16 protein-coding genes are annotated in these 17995 nt (G+C 66.3%); all 16 read left to right on the forward strand.

Annotated elements, in window-relative coordinates; genetic code table 11:
* The 16 genes from JQ586_RS03345 (at position 1) to JQ586_RS03420 (ending at position 17993) form a co-directional block, all read left to right on the forward strand.
* A complete protein-coding gene (locus tag JQ586_RS03345; RefSeq protein WP_212393073.1) occupies positions 1-1581 on the forward strand; it encodes an FGGY-family carbohydrate kinase in 1581 nt (526 codons plus the stop codon).
* The gene (locus tag JQ586_RS03350; RefSeq protein ID WP_212393074.1) at positions 1574-2614 is read left to right on the forward strand and encodes a 2-hydroxyacid dehydrogenase; all 1041 of its coding nucleotides are present in this window, start codon (positions 1574-1576) and stop codon (positions 2612-2614) included. Before JQ586_RS03345 ends, JQ586_RS03350 begins: the two co-directional genes overlap by 8 nt.
* A gap of 18 nt (positions 2615-2632) precedes the next feature.
* The gene (locus tag JQ586_RS03355; RefSeq protein ID WP_212393075.1) at positions 2633-3364 is read left to right on the forward strand and encodes a class II aldolase/adducin family protein; all 732 of its coding nucleotides are present in this window, start codon (positions 2633-2635) and stop codon (positions 3362-3364) included.
* The gene (locus tag JQ586_RS03360) at positions 3361-4875 is read left to right on the forward strand and encodes a glycerol-3-phosphate dehydrogenase (RefSeq protein ID WP_212393076.1); all 1515 of its coding nucleotides are present in this window, start codon (positions 3361-3363) and stop codon (positions 4873-4875) included. The genes JQ586_RS03355 and JQ586_RS03360 overlap by 4 nt, the downstream gene beginning before the upstream one ends.
* Before the next feature lie 82 nt (positions 4876-4957).
* Complete coding sequence (locus JQ586_RS03365; RefSeq protein ID WP_212393077.1) at positions 4958-5623, forward strand: HAD family hydrolase; 666 nt, start codon at positions 4958-4960, stop codon at positions 5621-5623.
* Between the two features lie 9 nt (positions 5624-5632).
* The gene (locus JQ586_RS03370) at positions 5633-6586 is read left to right on the forward strand and encodes a sugar-binding transcriptional regulator (protein ID WP_212393078.1); all 954 of its coding nucleotides are present in this window, start codon (positions 5633-5635) and stop codon (positions 6584-6586) included.
* 159 nt (positions 6587-6745) lie between these two features.
* Positions 6746-8059, forward strand: a complete 1314-nt coding sequence (locus JQ586_RS03375) for a sugar ABC transporter substrate-binding protein (RefSeq protein ID WP_212393079.1) — start codon at positions 6746-6748, stop codon at positions 8057-8059.
* 133 nt (positions 8060-8192) lie between these two features.
* Entirely contained in the window at positions 8193-9065 is an 873-nt protein-coding gene (locus tag JQ586_RS03380) for a carbohydrate ABC transporter permease (RefSeq protein ID WP_212393080.1), read from the forward strand.
* Positions 9066-9069: 4 nt separating this feature from the next.
* Complete coding sequence (locus tag JQ586_RS03385; RefSeq protein ID WP_212393081.1) at positions 9070-9900, forward strand: carbohydrate ABC transporter permease; 831 nt, start codon at positions 9070-9072, stop codon at positions 9898-9900.
* Between the two features lie 15 nt (positions 9901-9915).
* Positions 9916-10923 (forward strand): ABC transporter ATP-binding protein, encoded by a 1008-nt coding sequence (locus JQ586_RS03390; protein WP_212393082.1) that lies wholly within the window; start codon positions 9916-9918, stop codon positions 10921-10923.
* A gap of 84 nt (positions 10924-11007) precedes the next feature.
* A complete protein-coding gene (locus tag JQ586_RS03395) occupies positions 11008-11781 on the forward strand; it encodes an SDR family NAD(P)-dependent oxidoreductase (protein WP_212393083.1) in 774 nt (257 codons plus the stop codon).
* Positions 11782-11868: 87 nt separating this feature from the next.
* Positions 11869-13524 carry an FGGY-family carbohydrate kinase gene (locus JQ586_RS03400; RefSeq protein WP_212393084.1) on the forward strand — a complete coding sequence of 552 codons (1656 nt, stop codon included), beginning with the start codon at positions 11869-11871 and terminating at the stop codon, positions 13522-13524.
* 12 nt (positions 13525-13536) lie between these two features.
* On the forward strand, positions 13537-14475 hold the full coding sequence (locus tag JQ586_RS03405; RefSeq protein WP_212393085.1) for a carbohydrate kinase: 939 nt from the start codon (positions 13537-13539) through the stop codon (positions 14473-14475).
* A 118-nt stretch (positions 14476-14593) separates the two neighbouring features.
* Positions 14594-16015 carry an amidase gene (locus tag JQ586_RS03410; protein ID WP_212393086.1) on the forward strand — a complete coding sequence of 474 codons (1422 nt, stop codon included), beginning with the start codon at positions 14594-14596 and terminating at the stop codon, positions 16013-16015.
* A 140-nt stretch (positions 16016-16155) separates the two neighbouring features.
* Positions 16156-17106 carry an ABC transporter permease gene (locus JQ586_RS03415; RefSeq protein ID WP_212393087.1) on the forward strand — a complete coding sequence of 317 codons (951 nt, stop codon included), beginning with the start codon at positions 16156-16158 and terminating at the stop codon, positions 17104-17106.
* A complete protein-coding gene (locus tag JQ586_RS03420) occupies positions 17103-17993 on the forward strand; it encodes an ABC transporter permease (RefSeq protein WP_409410954.1) in 891 nt (296 codons plus the stop codon). Before JQ586_RS03415 ends, JQ586_RS03420 begins: the two co-directional genes overlap by 4 nt.
* Positions 17994-17995: the final 2 nt, after the last annotated feature.

Raw genomic sequence — 17995 nt, forward strand, 5'->3', positions numbered from 1 at the left:
ATGGCCGCGTCCTCCAGCCGCGACGTGATCATCGGCATCGACGCCGGCACCTCCGTGATCAAGGCCGTGGCGTTCACGCTGGCCGGACAACAGCTCGGCGATGTCGCGCTGCCGAATGCCTACAGCACCGCGGCGGGCGGCCATGTCGAGCAGGACATGGCGCGGACCTGGACCGACACGGTGGCAGCCCTGCGCGGGCTTGCCAATGCCGTTCCCGATCTGGCCGCGCGCGTCGCGGCGATCGCGGTCACCGGGCAGGGCGACGGCACCTGGCTGATCGACGACGACGGCCGACCGGTCGCGCCGGCACTGCTCTGGCTCGATTCCCGCTCCGGCCGCCTGGTCGAGGAGATCCGTGCCGGCGAGCGCAATGCGCCGCTCTACCGCCGCACCGGCTCCGGGCTCAGTGCCTGCCAGCAGGGGCCGCAGCTGGCATGGCTGCAGGCGCATGTGCCTGACACCATCGCCCGCGCCTCGACCGCGTTCCATTGCAAGGACTGGCTCTATTTCCTGCTCACCGGCGAGCGCGCGACCGATCCGTCGGAAGCGACATTCTCCTGCGGGGATTTCCGCAAGCGAGGCTTCGACGCGGAGAGCGCGCGGCTGATCGGCATCGCCGACCTGACGCGGCTGTTCCCGCAGGTCGTTGACGGGGCGGCCACAACCCATCCGCTCAGTGCAGCGGCGGCCATCGAGACCGGACTGACGGAAGGCGTTCCGGTCTGCCTCGGCTACGTGGACGTGATCTGCAACGCGCTCGGGGCCGGCCTCTATGATCCGGCCCCCGATGTCGGCTGCACCATCATCGGTTCGACCGGCATGCATATGCGCCTCGTCCCCGGCGCTGACGCGGTGACGCTGAACGGAGAGGCGACCGGCTACACCATGCCGTTCCCGGTGCCGGGTCATTACGCCCAGATGCAGTCCAACATGGCGGCGACGCTGAACATCGACTGGATGCTCGATCTGGCGCGCGACGTGCTCGCGGCGGAGGGCGTCACGCGCTCCCGTGCCGATCTGATCCGCCGGCTCGACGATCAGGTGCTGCAGGCCAGGCCCGGCGAGGTGTTGTTCCACCCGTTCATCTCGGATGCCGGCGAACGCGGTCCGTTCGTCTCGCATGAGGCCAGCGCACAATTCTTCGGCCTGCGCTCGCGCCATCGCTTTGGCGACTTGCTGCGCGGCGTGATGGAAGGGCTCGCCTTCGCCGCGCGCGACTGCTACGCCGCGATGGGTTCGCTGCCGCGCGATGTCAGGATCACGGGCGGCGCATCGCGCAGCCGCGCGCTTGGCACCATCCTCGGGGCTGCCCTGGATTGCAACGTCCGCATCTGCAGCCGCGGCGAGGCGGGCGCCGCGGGTGTCGCGATGATCGCGGCGGTGACGATCGATGCGTATCCCGACATGACCGCCTGCGCCGAGCATTGGGTTTCACCTCATCTCAGCGCGCCGCAGCCGCCCGACGCCGCGCTGGCGAAGCGCTACGCCGCAATGTTCCCCGCCTATCTCGATGCAAGGCTGGCGTCGCGGCCGGTCTGGACACAACTTGCCGCGCTGCGCGCCGGAGGCGATCATGTCTAGGTCCATCGCCATCGTCGGCGACCGTTTCATGCTGCCGTCGGTGTTCGCCGACCACATCACGGCCGCGTGCGGCAACGGCGTCGATATCCGCATCCTCGAGCAGCCCTGGCCGGACGAGCCGATGGAGCACGGCTATGCCGGCTCGAAGCTCGACGGCTTGAAGGAGTTCATGGGCCAGCCGGACGACATCGTCGCCTTCATCGGCGAGGCCGAGCTTCTGGTCACCCATCTGGCACCGATCTCGCGGTCGATGCTGGAGCGGCTGCCGAAACTGAAATTCGTCGCGGTGTCGCGCGGCGGGCCGGTCAATATCGACATGCAGGCGGCTCGGGATCACAACGTGCTGGTCGTCAATACACCGGGGCGCAATGCCAGCGCGGTAGCGGAATTCACCATCGGCGCGATCCTCGCCGAGACGCGCCTGATCCGCAGCGGCCACGAGGCGCTGCGCGGCGGCGAGTGGCGCGGCGATCTCTACCGGGCCGACCGCACCGGGCGGGAGCTCGGCGAGATGACCGTCGGCATCATAGGCTATGGCGCGATCGGCAGCCGCGTCGTGAAGCTGCTCAAGGCGTTCGGCTGCAAGATCCTGGTCGCCGATCCCTATGTCCAGCTCAGCGCGGCGGACCGCAATGACGGCGTCGAGCACGTTGCGCTCGGCGAGTTGCTGGCAAGGGCCGATATCGTCACGCTGCACGCGCGGGTCACGGCGGAGACCACCGGCTTCATCGGGCGTGAAGCACTGGCGCGGATCAGGCAGGGCGCGTTCCTGATCAACACCGCGCGCGGTCCGCTGGTCGACTATGCGGCGCTCCATGATGCGCTGGCCTCCGGGCATCTCGGCGGCGCCATGCTCGACACTTTCGCGGTCGAGCCGGTGCCGGCGGATTGGCCGCTGCTGCAACTCCCCAACGTCACGCTGACGCCGCACATTGCGGGCGCCTCGGTGCGTACCGTCACCGTCGCCGCCGAACAGGCGGCTGAAGAGGTTCGCCGCTTCCTGGCCGGCGAACCGCCACTCAATCCGTGCTGAAGAGGAAAGGCTGTCCGAATGACCCGTGAGGAACGACAATTGCGCGAGGCTGTCATCGCCAAGTGCCGATGGATGAACGCATCGGGTCTGAACCAGGGGACATCGGGCAATATCTCCGCCCGCTACAAGGACCGGATGCTGATCACGCCGTCGGCGACGCCCTATGATTCGATGAAGCCGGACATGATCGCCTCGATGCCGCTCGAAGGCGCCTATGGCGAATGGGATGGGCCGCTGCAGCCTTCTACCGAATGGCGCTTCCATCTCGATATCATGCGCGCCCGTCCCGACGTTGGCGGTATCGTGCACACCCATTCCACCTATGCGACCGTGCTCGCGATTGCGCGCAAGTCGATCCCGGCCTGCCACTACATGATGGCGGCATTCGGCGGCACCGACATCCGTTGTGCGGGCTATGCGCGCTACGGCACCAAGGAGCTGTCGGAGCATGCGATCAGCGCGCTCGAGGGGCGCAACGGCTGCCTGCTTGCCAATCACGGCATGATCGCGCTCGGAGCCAATCTCGACAAGGCGATGTGGCTCGCCGTCGAGCTCGAGACCATCGCGCGCCAGTATTACCTCTCGCTGGCGCTGGACACGCGGATCATCCTCTCCGATGAGGAGATCGCCGAGACCGCGCAGGGCTTCTCCACCTACGGCCTGCAGGCGCCGAAGCCGAAGCCGAAGGCGCGCGTGACGGCGAAGGCGGCGCCGCGCCGCGCCGAGAAACGGCGCAGCGGCAAGCGATGACGGGTACTGCGCCGGCTGCCGGCAGGGATCACGGACTGGTCGATCTCGCCGTCATCGGCGGCGGCATCAACGGCGCCGGCATCGCGCGCGATGCGGCGGGTCGCGGGCTGACAGTCCTGCTCTGCGAGAAGGACGATTTCGCCGAAGGTACCTCGTCGCGTTCGGGCAAACTGATCCATGGCGGCCTGCGCTATCTCGAATATTACGAATTCCGCCTGGTGCGCGAGGCGCTGATCGAGCGCGAGGTGCTGCTGGCCTCCGCGCCTCATATCATCTGGCCGATGCGCTTCGTGCTGCCGCATTCGCCGGAGCAGCGGCCGGCCTGGCTGGTCCGCACCGGGCTGTTCCTCTACGACCATCTCGGCGGCCGCAAGCGCCTGGCCGGCAGCCGCAGCCTTGATCTGTCGCGCGCGCCGGAAGGCGTGCCGCTGCTGGCAGAGTTTCGCCGCGCCTTCGAATATTCCGACTGCTGGGTCGATGATGCGCGGCTGGTCATCCTCAATCTGATCGATGCCGCGGACAAGGGCGCGGTGATTCTGCCGCGCACCCGCGCCGCCAGCGCGAGCCGCGAGGGCGACGTATGGCGGCTCGAGATGCTGCGCGCGGATGGCACGTCCGAAGTCGTGCGCTCGCGGGCGCTGGTCAATGCCGCCGGACCCTGGGTGCAGGACGTCGTACAGGGCGTCGCCGGACTGAACGCCGGCCACAATGTGAGGCTCGTCAAGGGCAGCCATCTGGTGGTCCCGAAATTCTGGGATGGGCCCCATGCCTACCTGCTGCAGAACGATGATCGCCGCGTCATCTTCGTCAATCCCTACGAGGATGATCTCGCCCTGATCGGCACGACCGACATTCCCTATGAAGGGCGCGCCGAAGAGGTCGCGATCGATGAAGCAGAGACTGCCTACCTGCTCCAGGTGCTGAAGCGCTATTTCAGGAACGCGCCGCAGCGGGCCGACATCGTGCACGCCTTCTCGGGCGTGCGGCCGCTCTACGACGACAACGCCGAAAATCCGTCCGCGGTGACGCGGGACTACGTGTTCGAGGTCGACGGCACAGCCGGCGTCGCGCCCGTGCTGTCGATCTTCGGCGGCAAGATCACCACCTATCGGCGGCTCGCCGAACATGCCTTGCAGCGCCTCGAGCCGTGGTTTCCCAAGATGTCGCCGGCATGGACATCGGGCGCAACGCTGCCGGGCGGCGACATGGCTGAGTTCGACGATTTCGCCGCTGGCCTGGCCGGCGCCTATCCCGGTCTGCCGCGCGAACTGGTGCAGCATCACGCCCGGCTATACGGTACGCGGGCGCGCGCCCTGCTGGGATCGGCCCGCAACTGTGCCGATCTCGGACGCCATTTCGGCGGCCATCTGTACGCAAGCGAGGTCGACTTCCTTCGCCAAACCGAATGGGCGACGACATCAGCCGACGTTCTGGACCGCCGCACCAAGCATGGCCTGCACCTCTCAGCCGTGCAGCGCGCCGCCGTCGAATGCTATCTTGCAGCCAAGTGAGCGCAGGTCGGGAGATGACGGGACGACTTGTCGCAAATTGTGATCTATTGCTCAGACCATGAGCATATGATCTCATGGCGGGATGGAATTCCGTCTTCCCGGGACCGATCTCATCATCTTCGACTGCGACGGCGTGCTCGTCGACAGCGAGGAGCTGAGCTGCCGCTGCCTGTCCGACGCGCTTGGGCGGGTCGGCGTTGCGATGAGCACGGAGCAGGTGCATGAGCGCTTCCTCGGGCGCAGCGTGGCGGCCGTGGTGGCGTACTGCCTCGACGAGGGCAGGCCGGTTCCGGACACCTTCCTGACCGATCTGGCAGTGCAGGTGCGCGAGACCTTTCGCGCGCAGCTCAAGCCGATTCCGGGCGTGGCAGCCGTGCTGACGGAATTGCACCTGCCGCACTGCGTCGCGTCTTCGAGCGACCTCGAGCGCGTGAAGTTTTCACTGCAATTTACAGGCCTTGCGTCCCATTTCGGGCCGCGGCTGTACAGCTCCCAGATGGTCGCGCGCGGCAAGCCGGCGCCGGATCTGTTCCTGCATGCGGCCGGCGCGATGGGATGCGAGCCGCAGCGCACGCTTGTGATCGAGGACAGCGTCAGCGGCGTGATGGCAGCGAAGGCGGCGGGCATGAAAGCCTGGGGATTCGTCGGCGGGGGCCACTACCGCGGGCGGCAGGCTGATGGTTTGCTCCGGGACGCCGGCGCGGATCGCATCTTCGCGTCGATGGCGGATTTCTGGACCGAAGGCTGACGGACGACAATGGCAGCGCCTGACAACGAAAAATCCCGTCTCGACGACGCGGCGCGCGCCGGCTGGCTCTATTTCATTGCGGGTCACACCCAGGACGAGATCGCGAAAATGTTGCAGGTGTCGCGCGCCTCGGCGCAGCGCCTGGTGTCGCTGTGCCTGGCGGAGCGGTTGATCACATTTCGCCTCGAACATCCCATTGCGGCCTGCATGGAATTGGCTTCCAGGCTGAAGAGCCGGTTCGGTCTGGTGCATTGCGACGTCGTCCCGACCGATCCGGCGGCGCCGCTGTCGACCGCCGGCATTGCCGAGCGCAGCGCGAACATCCTGGAGACCACACTGCGCTCGGAGACGCCGGTCATCGTGGCGCTGGGTACCGGCCGTGCGGTGCGCGCCGCGGTCGAGCGCGTTTCGCCGATCGAGCGGCCGGATCACCAGATCGTCTCGCTGGTCGGCAACATCTCCGCCGACGGCTCGGCCAGCTTCTACGACACTGTGGGGCGGCTCGCCGACCGCACCGGCGCGCGGCATTACCCCATGCCGCTGCCGTTTCTGATGTCGAGCGAGGACGAGCGCAACCGCATGATCCGGATCGAGCCGATCGCGCGGGTCAGGGCGGTCGCCGCCAAGGCCGATCTCCGGCTGATCGGCATCGGGCAGATGGACCAGAAGGCGCAGGTCCATGTCGACGGCTTCGTTACCCGCGAGGAGCTGCTGGAGATGATGCGGCTGGGTGCCATCGGCGAGGTGACGGGCTGGGCCTATGACGCCAAGGGAAAGCTGATCAAGGGCGGCACCAACAAGCGATTGACCAGCATTCCGCCGCAAATTCCGGTGCAATCCACCACCATCGGCGCCGCCGTCGGCGCCGCCAAGGTGCCGGCGATCAAGGCCGCGCTTGCGGGCCACGTGGTCAACGGCCTGATCACCGACGAGGCGACCGCGCGCGCGATCCTCGAGCGCTAGATCCCGTACCCTTCGCAACTGCGAAACTTCCTTCCAGGCTGTGACGATCGCAAAGATCGCGCGCGGCTGCGCATTCGCATGCTTGACAAAAATCGGAGACAGGGTGAACATACGCTCAACACGTGGGCATATGCTCAACGTGGCTTATGGGAGGTTGCCTTGAAAAACGTCCTTTGCGCCGTCACGGGCGCCGTTGCCCTTCTGATTTCCGCCCCCTCGCTCGCCGAGACCGCGTTGACGATCGCGACCGTCAACAACAGCGACATGATCCGCATGCAGGGGCTCACCAGCGAATTCACCGCCAAGAACCCCGACATTTCAGTGAAATGGGTGACGCTCGAGGAGAACGTGCTGCGCCAGCGCGTCACGACCGACATCGCCACCAAGGGCGGTCAGTTCGATATTCTGACCATCGGCACCTATGAAGTGCCGATCTGGGCGAAGAAGGGCTGGCTCGTGCCGCTCGACAAGCTCGGCGCCGACTACGACGTCAACGATCTGCTGCCGAAGATCCGCGATGCCGTCTCGGTCGACGGCAAGCTCTATGCCGCGCCGTTCTACGGCGAGAGCTCGATGGTGATGTATCGCACCGACCTGTTCGAAAAGGCCGGCCTGAAGATGCCGGAAAGCCCGACCTGGGACTTCGTGGTCGATGCCGCCAAGAAGCTGAACGACAAGGCGGGCGGCGTCTACGGCATCTGCCTGCGCGGCAAGGCCGGCTGGGGCGAGAACATGGCGTTCCTGACCGCCATGTCCAATTCGTTCGGCGCGCGCTGGTTCGACGAGAAGTGGGAGCCGCAGTTCAATTCGCCGGAATGGAAGAAGACGCTGACGACCTATGTCGACCTGATGAAGCAGGCCGGCCCTCCCGGCGCCTCTTCGAATGGCTTCAACGAGAACCTCGCTTTGTTCAGCGCCGGCAAGTGCGCGATGTGGATCGATGCCACGGTGGCGGCGTCCATGGTGACCAATCCGAAGGATTCCAAGGTCGCCGACAAGGTCGGCTTCGCGCTGGCCCCGAACACCGGGCTCGGCAAGAACGCCAACTGGCTGTGGGCGTGGAGCCTCGCGGTCCCCGCCGGCTCGAAGAAGGTCGATGCGGCCGAGAAGTTCATCGCCTGGGCGACCAGCAAGGAATACGCCAAGCTCGTCGCGTCCAAGGAAGGCTGGGCCGCCGCACCTCCCGGCACGCGCACCTCGCTGTACCAGAACCCCGACTATCTGAAGACGGCACCGTTCGCCAAGATGACGCTGGCCTCGATCGATGCGGCTGATCCGAACCATCCGACCGTGAAGCCGGTGCCTTATGTCGGCGTGCAGTATGCGGCGATCCCCGAATTCCAGGGCCTCGGCACCGCCGTGGGACAGCAATTCTCCGCTGCGCTCTCCGGCTCGACCACGGTCGACGCCGCCCTGGCGGCCGCCCAGTCCGCGACCGAGCGTGAAATGAAGCGTGCGGGCTACATCAAGTAGCGCAGTCGAGTAGCCAGGGCGCGATCATCGCGCCCCGGCCGTCGGCCAGCTCAATCCTCCCGAGCTGGACCACTGCGACCATCCTGTCCCGCGCCGGCCGGGATGGTCGCCCTTTCCCAAAAAGGAGGCGGCGATGGCGACCCAGCAGACCCAACTGCTCGCGCGAACACTGCTCACTCCCGCCGTGGCGCTGTTGTTCATCTGGATGATCGTGCCGCTCGCGCTCACGATCTATTTCGCGACGCTGCATTACAATCTGCTCGATCCCGGCTCGGAAACATTCGTCGGGCTGGAGAATTTCCGCTACTTCCTGACCGATCCGGCTTTCCTCGCCTCGCTGCAGAACACGCTGGTGCTGGTCGGTTCGGTGCTTGCGATCACGATCCTGCTCGGCGTGCCGCTGGCGCTGCTGCTCGACCAGCAGGTGGTCGGGCTCTCGATCGTCCGCCTGATGGTGATCGCGCCGTTCTTCGTGATGCCCACGGTCAGTGCGCTGGTCTGGAAGAACCTGCTGATGCATCCGGTGTCCGGCCTGTTCGCCTGGATCGCGCATCTGTTCGGGCTGCCGGCGATCGACTGGTTCAACGATGCGCCGCTGTTCTCGGTGATCCTGATCGTCGCCTGGCAATGGCTGCCGTTCGCCACCCTGATCCTCCTGACCGCGCTGCAATCGCTCGACGAAGAGCAGAAGGAGGCAGCCGAGATGGATGGGGCGAGCGCGGTCTCGACCTTCATCTACATCACGCTGCCGCATCTGGCGCGCCCGATCACGGTGGTGATCCTGATCGAGACCATCTTCCTGCTCACGGTATTCGCCGAGATCTTCGTCACCACCGGCGGCGGCCCTGGCCTGCAGACCACCAACATCGCCTTCCTGATCTATTCCCAGGCGCTGATCCAGTACGACGTCGGAAGCGCATCGGCAGGCGGCCTGGTCGCGGTGGTGCTCGCCAACATCGTCGCCTTCTTCCTCGTTCGTATCGTCGGCCGGAATCTGGAGGCGTAACGTCATGGCGCGGATGGTCACAACCCAACGCAAGGTGATCTCGACGGTTGCAGCCTGGCTGGTCGGCTTCCTGATCTTCTTCCCGATCCTCTGGATGGTATTGGCGAGCTTCAAGACCGAGCTGGAGGCCTTCGCGATTCCGCCGTCGTTCCTGTTCTTCCACTGGACCACCGAGAACTACGTCACGGTTCAGGAACGCAGCGACTATTTCCACCACGCGCTCAACTCGATCATCATCGCCGGCGGATCGACGCTGATCGCGATGCTGATCGCGATCCCCGCGGCATGGTCGATGGCGTTCTCGCCGACCAAGCGGACCAAGGACATCCTGCTCTGGATGCTGTCGACCAAGATGATGCCGCCGGTCGGCGTGATGGTGCCGATCTATCTGATCTACCGGAATTTCGGCCTGCTCGACACCCGCACCGGGCTGGTCTTGATCCTGTGCCTCGGCAATCTGCCGATCGTGGTATGGATGCTGTTCACCTATTTCAAGGAAATACCAAAGGACATCCTCGAGGCGGCGCGGATGGATGGTGCCACGATCGGGCGCGAGCTGGTTTATGTGCTGACGCCGATGGCGGTGCCGGGGCTCGCCTCGACCATGCTCCTCAACCTGATCCTGGCGTGGAACGAGGCGTTCTGGACGCTCAATCTGTCGACGCTCGAGGCCGCGCCGCTCACCGTGTTCATCGCGTCCTATTCCAGCCCGGAGGGATTGTTCTGGGCGAAATTGTCGGCGGCGTCGACGCTCGCGATCGCGCCCATTCTCGTGCTCGGCTGGTTCAGTCAGCGGCAGCTTGTCCGCGGCCTGACCTTCGGCGCGGTCAAGTAGCAGAAAGGCTTTTCCATGGGTCAGATTACGCTGCAGGGTGTGCAAAAATCGTTCGGGCCGGTCCACATCATCAAGGGCGCCGACCTCGACATCGCCGACGGCTCGTTCGTCGTGTTCGTCGGTCCCTCCGGCTGCGGCAAGACCACGCTGCTCCGGCTGATCGCGGGGCTCGAGGACGTGACCGGCGGCGCCATCCTGATCGACGGGCGCAACGTGGTCGACGTCCCGCCGGCCAAGCGCGGGCTGTCGATGGTGTTCCAGTCCTACGCGCTCTATCCGCATATGAGCGTGCGCGGCAACATCGCCTTCGGCCTGAAGATGGCCGGCATCGCCAAGGACGAGATCAACCGCAAGGTCGAGGCCGCCGCGGCGACCCTCAACCTCACGCCCTATCTCGACCGCAAGCCGCGCGAGCTCTCCGGCGGCCAACGGCAGCGCGTCGCGATCGGCCGCGCCATCGTGCGCGAGCCGAAGGCCTTCCTGTTCGACGAGCCGCTGTCGAACCTCGACGCCGCGCTGCGCGTGCAGATGCGGCTCGAGGTGACGCGGCTGCAGAAGCAGCTTGCCACCACGGCGATCTACGTCACCCACGACCAGGTCGAGGCCATGACCATGGCCGACAAGATCGTGGTGCTGAACGCCGGCAAGATCGAGCAGTACGGTTCGCCGCTCGAGCTCTACGAGAAGCCGGCCAATCTGTTCGTCGCCGGCTTCATCGGCTCGCCGAAGATGAACTTCGTCACCGGCGAGCCGGCCAAGCAGCAGGGCGCCGCGACCGTCGGCGTGCGGCCGGAGCATCTGAAGGTCGAGCGCAATGGGCAAGGGGGCTGGCCGGGGACGGTCTCGGTCGCCGAGCATCTCGGCAGCGACACCTTCCTCTATGTCGACGCCGGGCCGCTCGGGATGCTGACCGCGCGCTATGTCGGCGAACTCGGCCTGAGCCCGGGCGACAAGGTGTCGCTGATCCCGGATCCGGCACGCATCCACCGTTTCGACGACAGCGGAAAGTCGATCCACGCGTAAGACGCGGACGCCTTCAGGGGGTTCAAGCGCTCAGGCCGGGGCGAGACGCCCGCGCATCGCGGGCACAGGCAAAGGAAGAAGAAAATGTATCTCGAAAAATTCAAGCTCGGCGGCAAGACCGCCATCATCACCGGCGGCGGCCAGGGTATCGGGCTCGCCTGCGCCGAGGCGCTGGCGGAGGCCGGCGCCAGGGTCGTCATCGGCGACCGCGATGCCAAGGTCGCCAACGACGCCAAGGCGGAGCTGAAGGCCAAGGGCTTTGACGCCGACGTTGCGGTGATGGACGTCACGGATTCGAAGCGAGTGTCCGAGGTCGCCGACGAGCTGGTGGCGAAGTACGGCAAGGTCGACATCCTCGTCAACAATGCCGGCATCGCGCGCAGCGAAACGCCGGCCGAGACGGTTGCCGACGAGCACTGGCTCAACGTCATCGACGTCAATCTGAACGGAACCTTCTGGTGCTGCCGCGCCTTCGGGAACCACATGCTGAAGGCGAAGTCCGGCACCATCGTCAACGTCGGCTCGATGTCCGGTTTCATCGTCAACAAGCCGCAGGAACAGTGTTTCTACAACGCCTCCAAGGCCGCCGTGCATCATCTGACCAAGTCGCTGGCTGCCGAATGGGGAACGCGCGGCGTCCGCGTCAACGCGGTGGCGCCGACCTATATCGAGACGCCGCTGAATGCCTTCGTGAAGAACAGTCCGAAAATGTACGACGCCTGGATCGGTGGAACCCCGATGGCCCGGATGGGCCAGGTCGACGAGATCGCCTCCGTGGTCCTGTTCCTGGCCTCCGAGGCGGCCAGCCTGATGACCGGAAGCATCGTTTTGGTCGATGGCGGCTACACTTGCTGGTAAGCTCGCGCCAAGCCAGGGCATGATCCCTCGCGACAAGCGCGCAGCGTTTGCGCGGCGATCATGCCGAAACGAGAATAGAGCGCGACGATGCGGCAAGCCTATATCGGGGTGGACGTCGGGAGCACCAGCGCCCGGGCAGGTGTATTCGACGAAGCCGGAAAGCTGCTGGGTGCAGCCAAGCATCCGATCCGGGTCTGGCACGAGGCCGGCGATATCGTCGAGCAGTCCTCGGAGGACATCTGGGCAGCCTGCACGGCTTCAGTCCGCAACGCGATGCGCGAGGCCGCGGTCGCGGCCGAGCACGTCAAGGGCATCGGGTTCGATGCGACCTGCTCGCTGGTGGTGCTCGACAGGGCCGGACAGCCGCTGACCGTCAGCCCGTCGGGCGATCACGCGCGCAACGTCGTGGTCTGGATGGACCATCGCGCGATGGACGAAACCCGGTTCGTCAATGCGACCGGCGATCGCGTGCTGCGCTATGTCGGCGGCGTCATCTCGCCGGAAATGGAGATCCCGAAGATCCTCTGGCTGAAGCGGCATCTGCCCGCGACCTTCGAGGGCGCCGGACACTTCTTCGATCTTGCCGACTTTCTCTCGTTCCGTGCCACCGGATCGCTGGCGCGATCGACCTGCACGGTCACCTGCAAGTGGACCTATGTCGCAGGCGAGGGCGGCTGGAGCGAGGCTTTCTTCAAGCGGGTCGGGCTTGATTCGCTGGCCGCCGACCGCTTCGCTCGGATCGGCACCGAGATCGTCCCGCCCGGCTCGCCGCTCGGCCGCGGGCTGTCGGAGGCTGCCTCGCGCGATCTCGGTTTGATGCCGGGGACGGCGGTCGGCGCCTCGCTGATCGATGCCCATGCCGGTGGCGTCGGCGCGATCGGCGGCCGTGACGGAACCGGCGCCGAGGTCGATGTCTGCAAGCGCCTCGCCTACATCATGGGAACGTCGGCCTGCATCATGGCGACGACGGTCGAACCCTGCTTCGTGCCGGGTGTCTGGGGGCCGTATTTCGAGGGCATGGTGCCGGGCTTCTGGCTGAACGAGGGTGGCCAATCCGCAGCCGGGGCTGCGATCGATCATCTGCTGCGTTCACACCCGGCGCATGCCGAAGCCCAGGCCGCGGCGAAGGTCGACGGCGTCGATATCATCGAGTTCCTGGAGAAGCGCATTCTGGCGCGGGCGGGCAACGCAGGCGCCACGGCACTGCTCGGGCGCAATGTTCATGTCCTGCCCGAATTCCTCGGCAACCGCTCGCCCTATGCCGATCCCGGCTCGCACGCCGTGATTGCCGGGCTCGACCTCGACACCGACATATCGGCGCTGGAGCGGCTGTTCATCGCCGGCCTGTGCGGGCTCGCCTACGGACTTGCCGACGTCATCGACGCGTTGCAGGCCCATGGTGCCAGTGGCAAGACCATCGTGATCGGCGGCGGCGCGAGCCGGAGCCCGCTGGTGCGGCAGATCATGGCCGACACGACGGGCTATGTGGTGGCGCTGCCGCAGACACAGGAGCCTGTGCTGCTGGGCGCCGCGATGCTGGGCGCGGTCGCCAGCGGTGCGCACAATTCAATCAACGCGGCGATGGCCGGCATGTCGGCGCTTGGTCGCCTCAGCGAGCCGACCAGACCAGACTTGGCCGAGTTCCACCAACGCAAGCGCGTGGTGCACAAGATGCTCCGCGATCTCGACCGCGGGGCGCGCGAAGCCATGAAGCGGGCTCCCGGCGAATTGCCGTCGACATGAGGTGTTTGCGACATGCTGCTCAGTTGCGGAGATGCGCTGATCGATTTCCTGCCGTCGAGGACGGCGGATGGACGCGAGGCCCTGACGCCGGCAGTCGGCGGCTCCTGTCTCAACATCGCGATCGGAGCCGCGCGGCTCGATGTGCCCACCGGCTTCGTCGGCGGCATCGCCAACGACACGTTCGGCACAATGATCGCCGATCATGCCATGAACTCGGCAGTCGATCTCCGCTATGCGACGCGCAGCGATGACCAGGCGACACTGGCGTTCGCCCGCGTCACCGGAACCGAGACCCAATACGCGTTCTATGATGCCGACACGGCGTCGCGAAACTGGGTCTATCGGCGCAATGCGATTGCGTTCAGGGACATTTCCTGCCTGCACACCGGCTCGACCACGCTGGTCCATGACAAGGGCGCGGCGGAGACGCTGGCCTTCATCGAGGACGCGCGACGGGGCGTGACGATCTCGCTCGACCCGAACTGCCGGCCGAACCTCGTCAAGGACAAGGACCTCTATCGCGGGCGGATTTCGACGTTCTGCCGCACGGCCGACATCGTCAAGATGTCGGACGTCGACTTCGCCTATCTGTTCGGCGATGAGCCGTATGCCGAGCGGGCTGCAGCGCTGCTCGCGGACGGTACATCGCTCGTCGTCATCACCCGCGGCAACAACGGCGCCTGCGCCTGGCATCAGCAGGCAGGGATGATCGAGGCTGACGCCCCCGTGGTGAAGGTGGTCGATACGATCGGCGCCGGCGACAGTTTCCAGTCGGCCCTGCTGGCGGCGCTGCACCGGCTCGACCGGATCGCGCGACAGAAGCTGGCCGAGGTCTCCGCGGCCGAGCTCAGGCGCGTGCTGTCCTTTGCCTGCAAATGCGCCGCGTTCACCTGCACCCGCGCCGGCGCCGATCCGCCGCGCAGCCGCGAATTGCCGACCGACTATTGGTAGGCCATGCGGGATCGCTGCCGCGTGGCCTGTCGCCATGCGTCAGGTGCGATGGACTTGGCGCGAGCGGCGCGGCACCATGCCGCCGGCCGACCAAATCCGACGTGAGCGCCTTTCCGATATGAGCGACGATCCCTGTCTTCTGCCCGCCGTTGAGCTTCGCGCCCGCATTGGCCGCAAGGAGTTGTCGCCCGTCGAGATCGTGCGTGCCGTGCTGGCTCGTGCCGAGCGGTTGCAGCCCGAACTGAACTGCTTCATCACCCTGTGCGGTGACGAGGCGATGGCGCAGGCCAGGACCGCCGAGCGGAAAATCATGGCCGGCGAGCCGCTCGGCCTGCTGGATGGCATCCCCTTCACGGTCAAGGACATCGTCAACACCAGGGGCGTGCGGACCACGTTCGGCGCGGTGCCGTTCAAGGACAATGTGCCCGATACCGACGCCGTCGCGGTGGCGCGGCTTCGTGCGCAGGGCGGAATATTGATCGGCAAGACCACGACGCCCGAGTTCGGCAGCAAGTGCCTGACCGACTCGCCGCTGTTCGGCCGCACCCGCAATGCGTGGAGCGCCGAACGTTCCAGCGGCGGCTCCAGCGGCGGTGCGGCGGTCGCGGTTGCAAGCGGCATCGCGCCGCTGGCGGTTGCGACTGACGGTGGCGGCTCGACCCGGATTCCTGCCGCCTGCAACGGCGTGGTCGGGATCAAGCAGAGCAATGGCGTGATTCCGCACAGCCAGGTGCAGGACGCCTTCGGCAACCAGACCTACGTCACGCCGACCACGCGCACCGTGGCCGACACCGCGCTGATGATGCAGGCGATGGCCGGCGAGGATGCCTCCGACCCCTGGTCGATCGGCGTTCCGGTGCCCGACTATCTCGACACGGCCGCGCCGCGCGGAGATCTCCGCGGCAAGCGGGTGCTTTACTGCCTGTCGCCGCCGGGACGCCCGGTCACCGCCGACGTCGCTGCCACCTTCAAGGCAAGCCTCGACCGGCTCGCCGGTCTCGGTGCCGAGCTCGAGGAGTTCTCCGGCGATGGCTTCGATATCGAGCCGATCTGGCGTGCCATCAACCACACCGCCTGGCGCACGCGATTCGAGAAGCTCGCCGCCGATCATCCCGATGATCTCAGCCCGACCTTCCTCAAGCAGCTCGCGCTCGCCTCGAAGGTCTCGGGCGTCGATTTCCAGCAGGCGATGTTCGATCGCACCGCGCTGTTCCGGCGCATCCAGGCGCTGCTCGCGCGCGGCGACTTCCTGGCGATGCCGACCCTGACCCGCACGGCGCTGCCGATCGACCAGGACCTGTTCGGCACCATCGACATCGACGGGCAGAGCTTTGACAGCGTGCGGCCCCACTGGTTTCCCTGGACCATGCTGTTCAACATGACCGGGCACCCCGCGGTCAGCGTTCCCTCGGGCTTCGGCCGCGACGGCCTGCCGATCGGCCTGCACCTGGTCGGCCGTTTCCGCGCCGACGCCGAACTGCTGCGGATTGCGGCGCTGTTCGAGGCCTCGAGCGACCTGCTTGGCCGCTGGCCGGCCTGACGCACGCGGCCTGATCGAATAGGGGGCTTGCATTCGCGGGCGAACATGTTGAAACGTTCAATGGCGTTTTCAAGCGAAGCGGACCCCGGTTCGCGTGAAGAAGACGCGCCAAAGCGAAACGTCCCTGAATCCCGGCGCGCATGAGCGTTTTTGTCCTACGGCGGATCCTGACCCTGGTGGCGACACTGTTCGCCGCCTCGTTGATCATTTTCCTCGTGCTGGATGCGCTGCCCGGCAATGCCGCGCAGATGCTGATGGGCGCCGATGCCTCACCCGACGCGGTGCGCGCGCTCACCGTCAAGCTCGGGCTCGACCAGCCCCTGGCCTATCGCTATCTGCTGTGGATCAAGGGCATGGCGGTCGGCGACCTCGGCAACAGCTATGTCTATGGCACGCCGGTCGCGGGCCTGATCGCGGAGCGACTGGTACTGACCATTCCGCTTGCGATCATGTCGATGCTGATCACGGTGGTGCTGGCGCTCTCCGCCGGCATCTACACTGCCGCCAACCACAACAGGATCGGCGACGTCGGTGTGATGTCGTTGACCCAGATCGGCATCGCGCTGCCGAATTTCTGGTTCGCGATCCTGCTGATCCTGCTGTTCGCGGTGAAGCTGCAATGGCTGTCCGCCGGCGGTTTTGCCGGCTGGGACGACGGCATCTGGCCGGGAGTCAAGTCGCTGCTGCTGCCGGCGATCTCGCTCGCGGTGGTGCAGGCCGCGATCCTCGCCCGCGTCACCCGCTCGGCCGTGCTCGAGGTGCTGCGCGAGGATTTCGTGCGCACCGCGCGCGCGAAGGGGCTCGGCAAGCGCGAGGTGCTGTGGCGCCACGTGCTGCGCAACGCCATGATCCCGGTGATGACCGTCATGGGCCTGCAATTCGCCAATCTGCTGGCCGGCACCATCGTGATCGAGAACGTGTTCTATCTGCCGGGCCTCGGCCGCCTGATCTTCCAGTCGATCGCCAACCGCGACCTGATCGTGGTGCGCAACTGCGTGATGCTGCTGGCGGCGATGGTCGTCATCGTCAATTTCGTGGTCGACGTGCTCTACGCCTTCATCGATCCGCGCATCAAGGTCGCCAACCTGTGAGCGCGCCGCTGACCGCGACAGCATCCGCGATCCCGCCGGGCACGAGGCCGGCAACGGGCTTCTGGCGCCGCGCGCTGCGCCACCGCAGTTTCGTACTGGGCGCCGCGCTGAGCCTGCTGGTGCTCGGTGCCGCCCTGCTGTCGCTGATCTGGACGCCGTGGTCGGCCTACGACATCGACGTCGCCGCGAAACTGCATCCACCGTCGGCGGCGCATTGGCTCGGCACCGACGTGCTCGGCCGCGACATCGCCTCGCTGCTGCTGGTCGGCGCGCGCTCCACCATCATGGTCGGCGTCATCGCGGTAGGCATCGGGCTGACCTTCGGCGTCTGTCTCGGCCTGATCGCGGCCGCCCGCAAGGGCCGGACCGAGGAACTGATCATGCGGATGAGCGACTTCACCTTTGCCTTTCCCGCCGTGCTGTCGGCGATCATGCTCGCCGCCGTGGTCGGGCCCGGCATGGTGACCTCGATCACCGCGATTGGCATTTTCCAGATCCCGATCTTCGTCCGCGTCACCCGCGGATCGGCCAATGCGGTCTGGGCACGCGAATTCGTGCTTGCCGCGCGCGCCGCCGGCAAGGGCAAGCTCCGCATCACCATCGAGCATGTGCTGCCGAACATCCTGTCGATCCTGATCGTGCAGGCGACGATCCAGTTCGCGCTTGCGATCCTCGCCGAAGCCGCGCTGTCCTACCTCGGCCTCGGGACGCAGCCGCCGCAGCCGTCCTGGGGACGCATGCTCAATGATGCGCAGACGCTGCTGTTCCAGTCGCCGATGCTGGCGGTCTATCCGGGAGCTGCGATCGCCATCGCCGTGCTCGGCCTCAATCTGCTTGGCGACGGGCTGCGCGATTTGCTCGATCCGCGGCTGGCGCGAGAGCGTTGACC

Source organism: Bradyrhizobium jicamae (assembly GCF_018130215.1).
GTDB classification, from domain to species: Bacteria; Pseudomonadota; Alphaproteobacteria; order Rhizobiales; family Xanthobacteraceae; genus Bradyrhizobium; species Bradyrhizobium jicamae_A.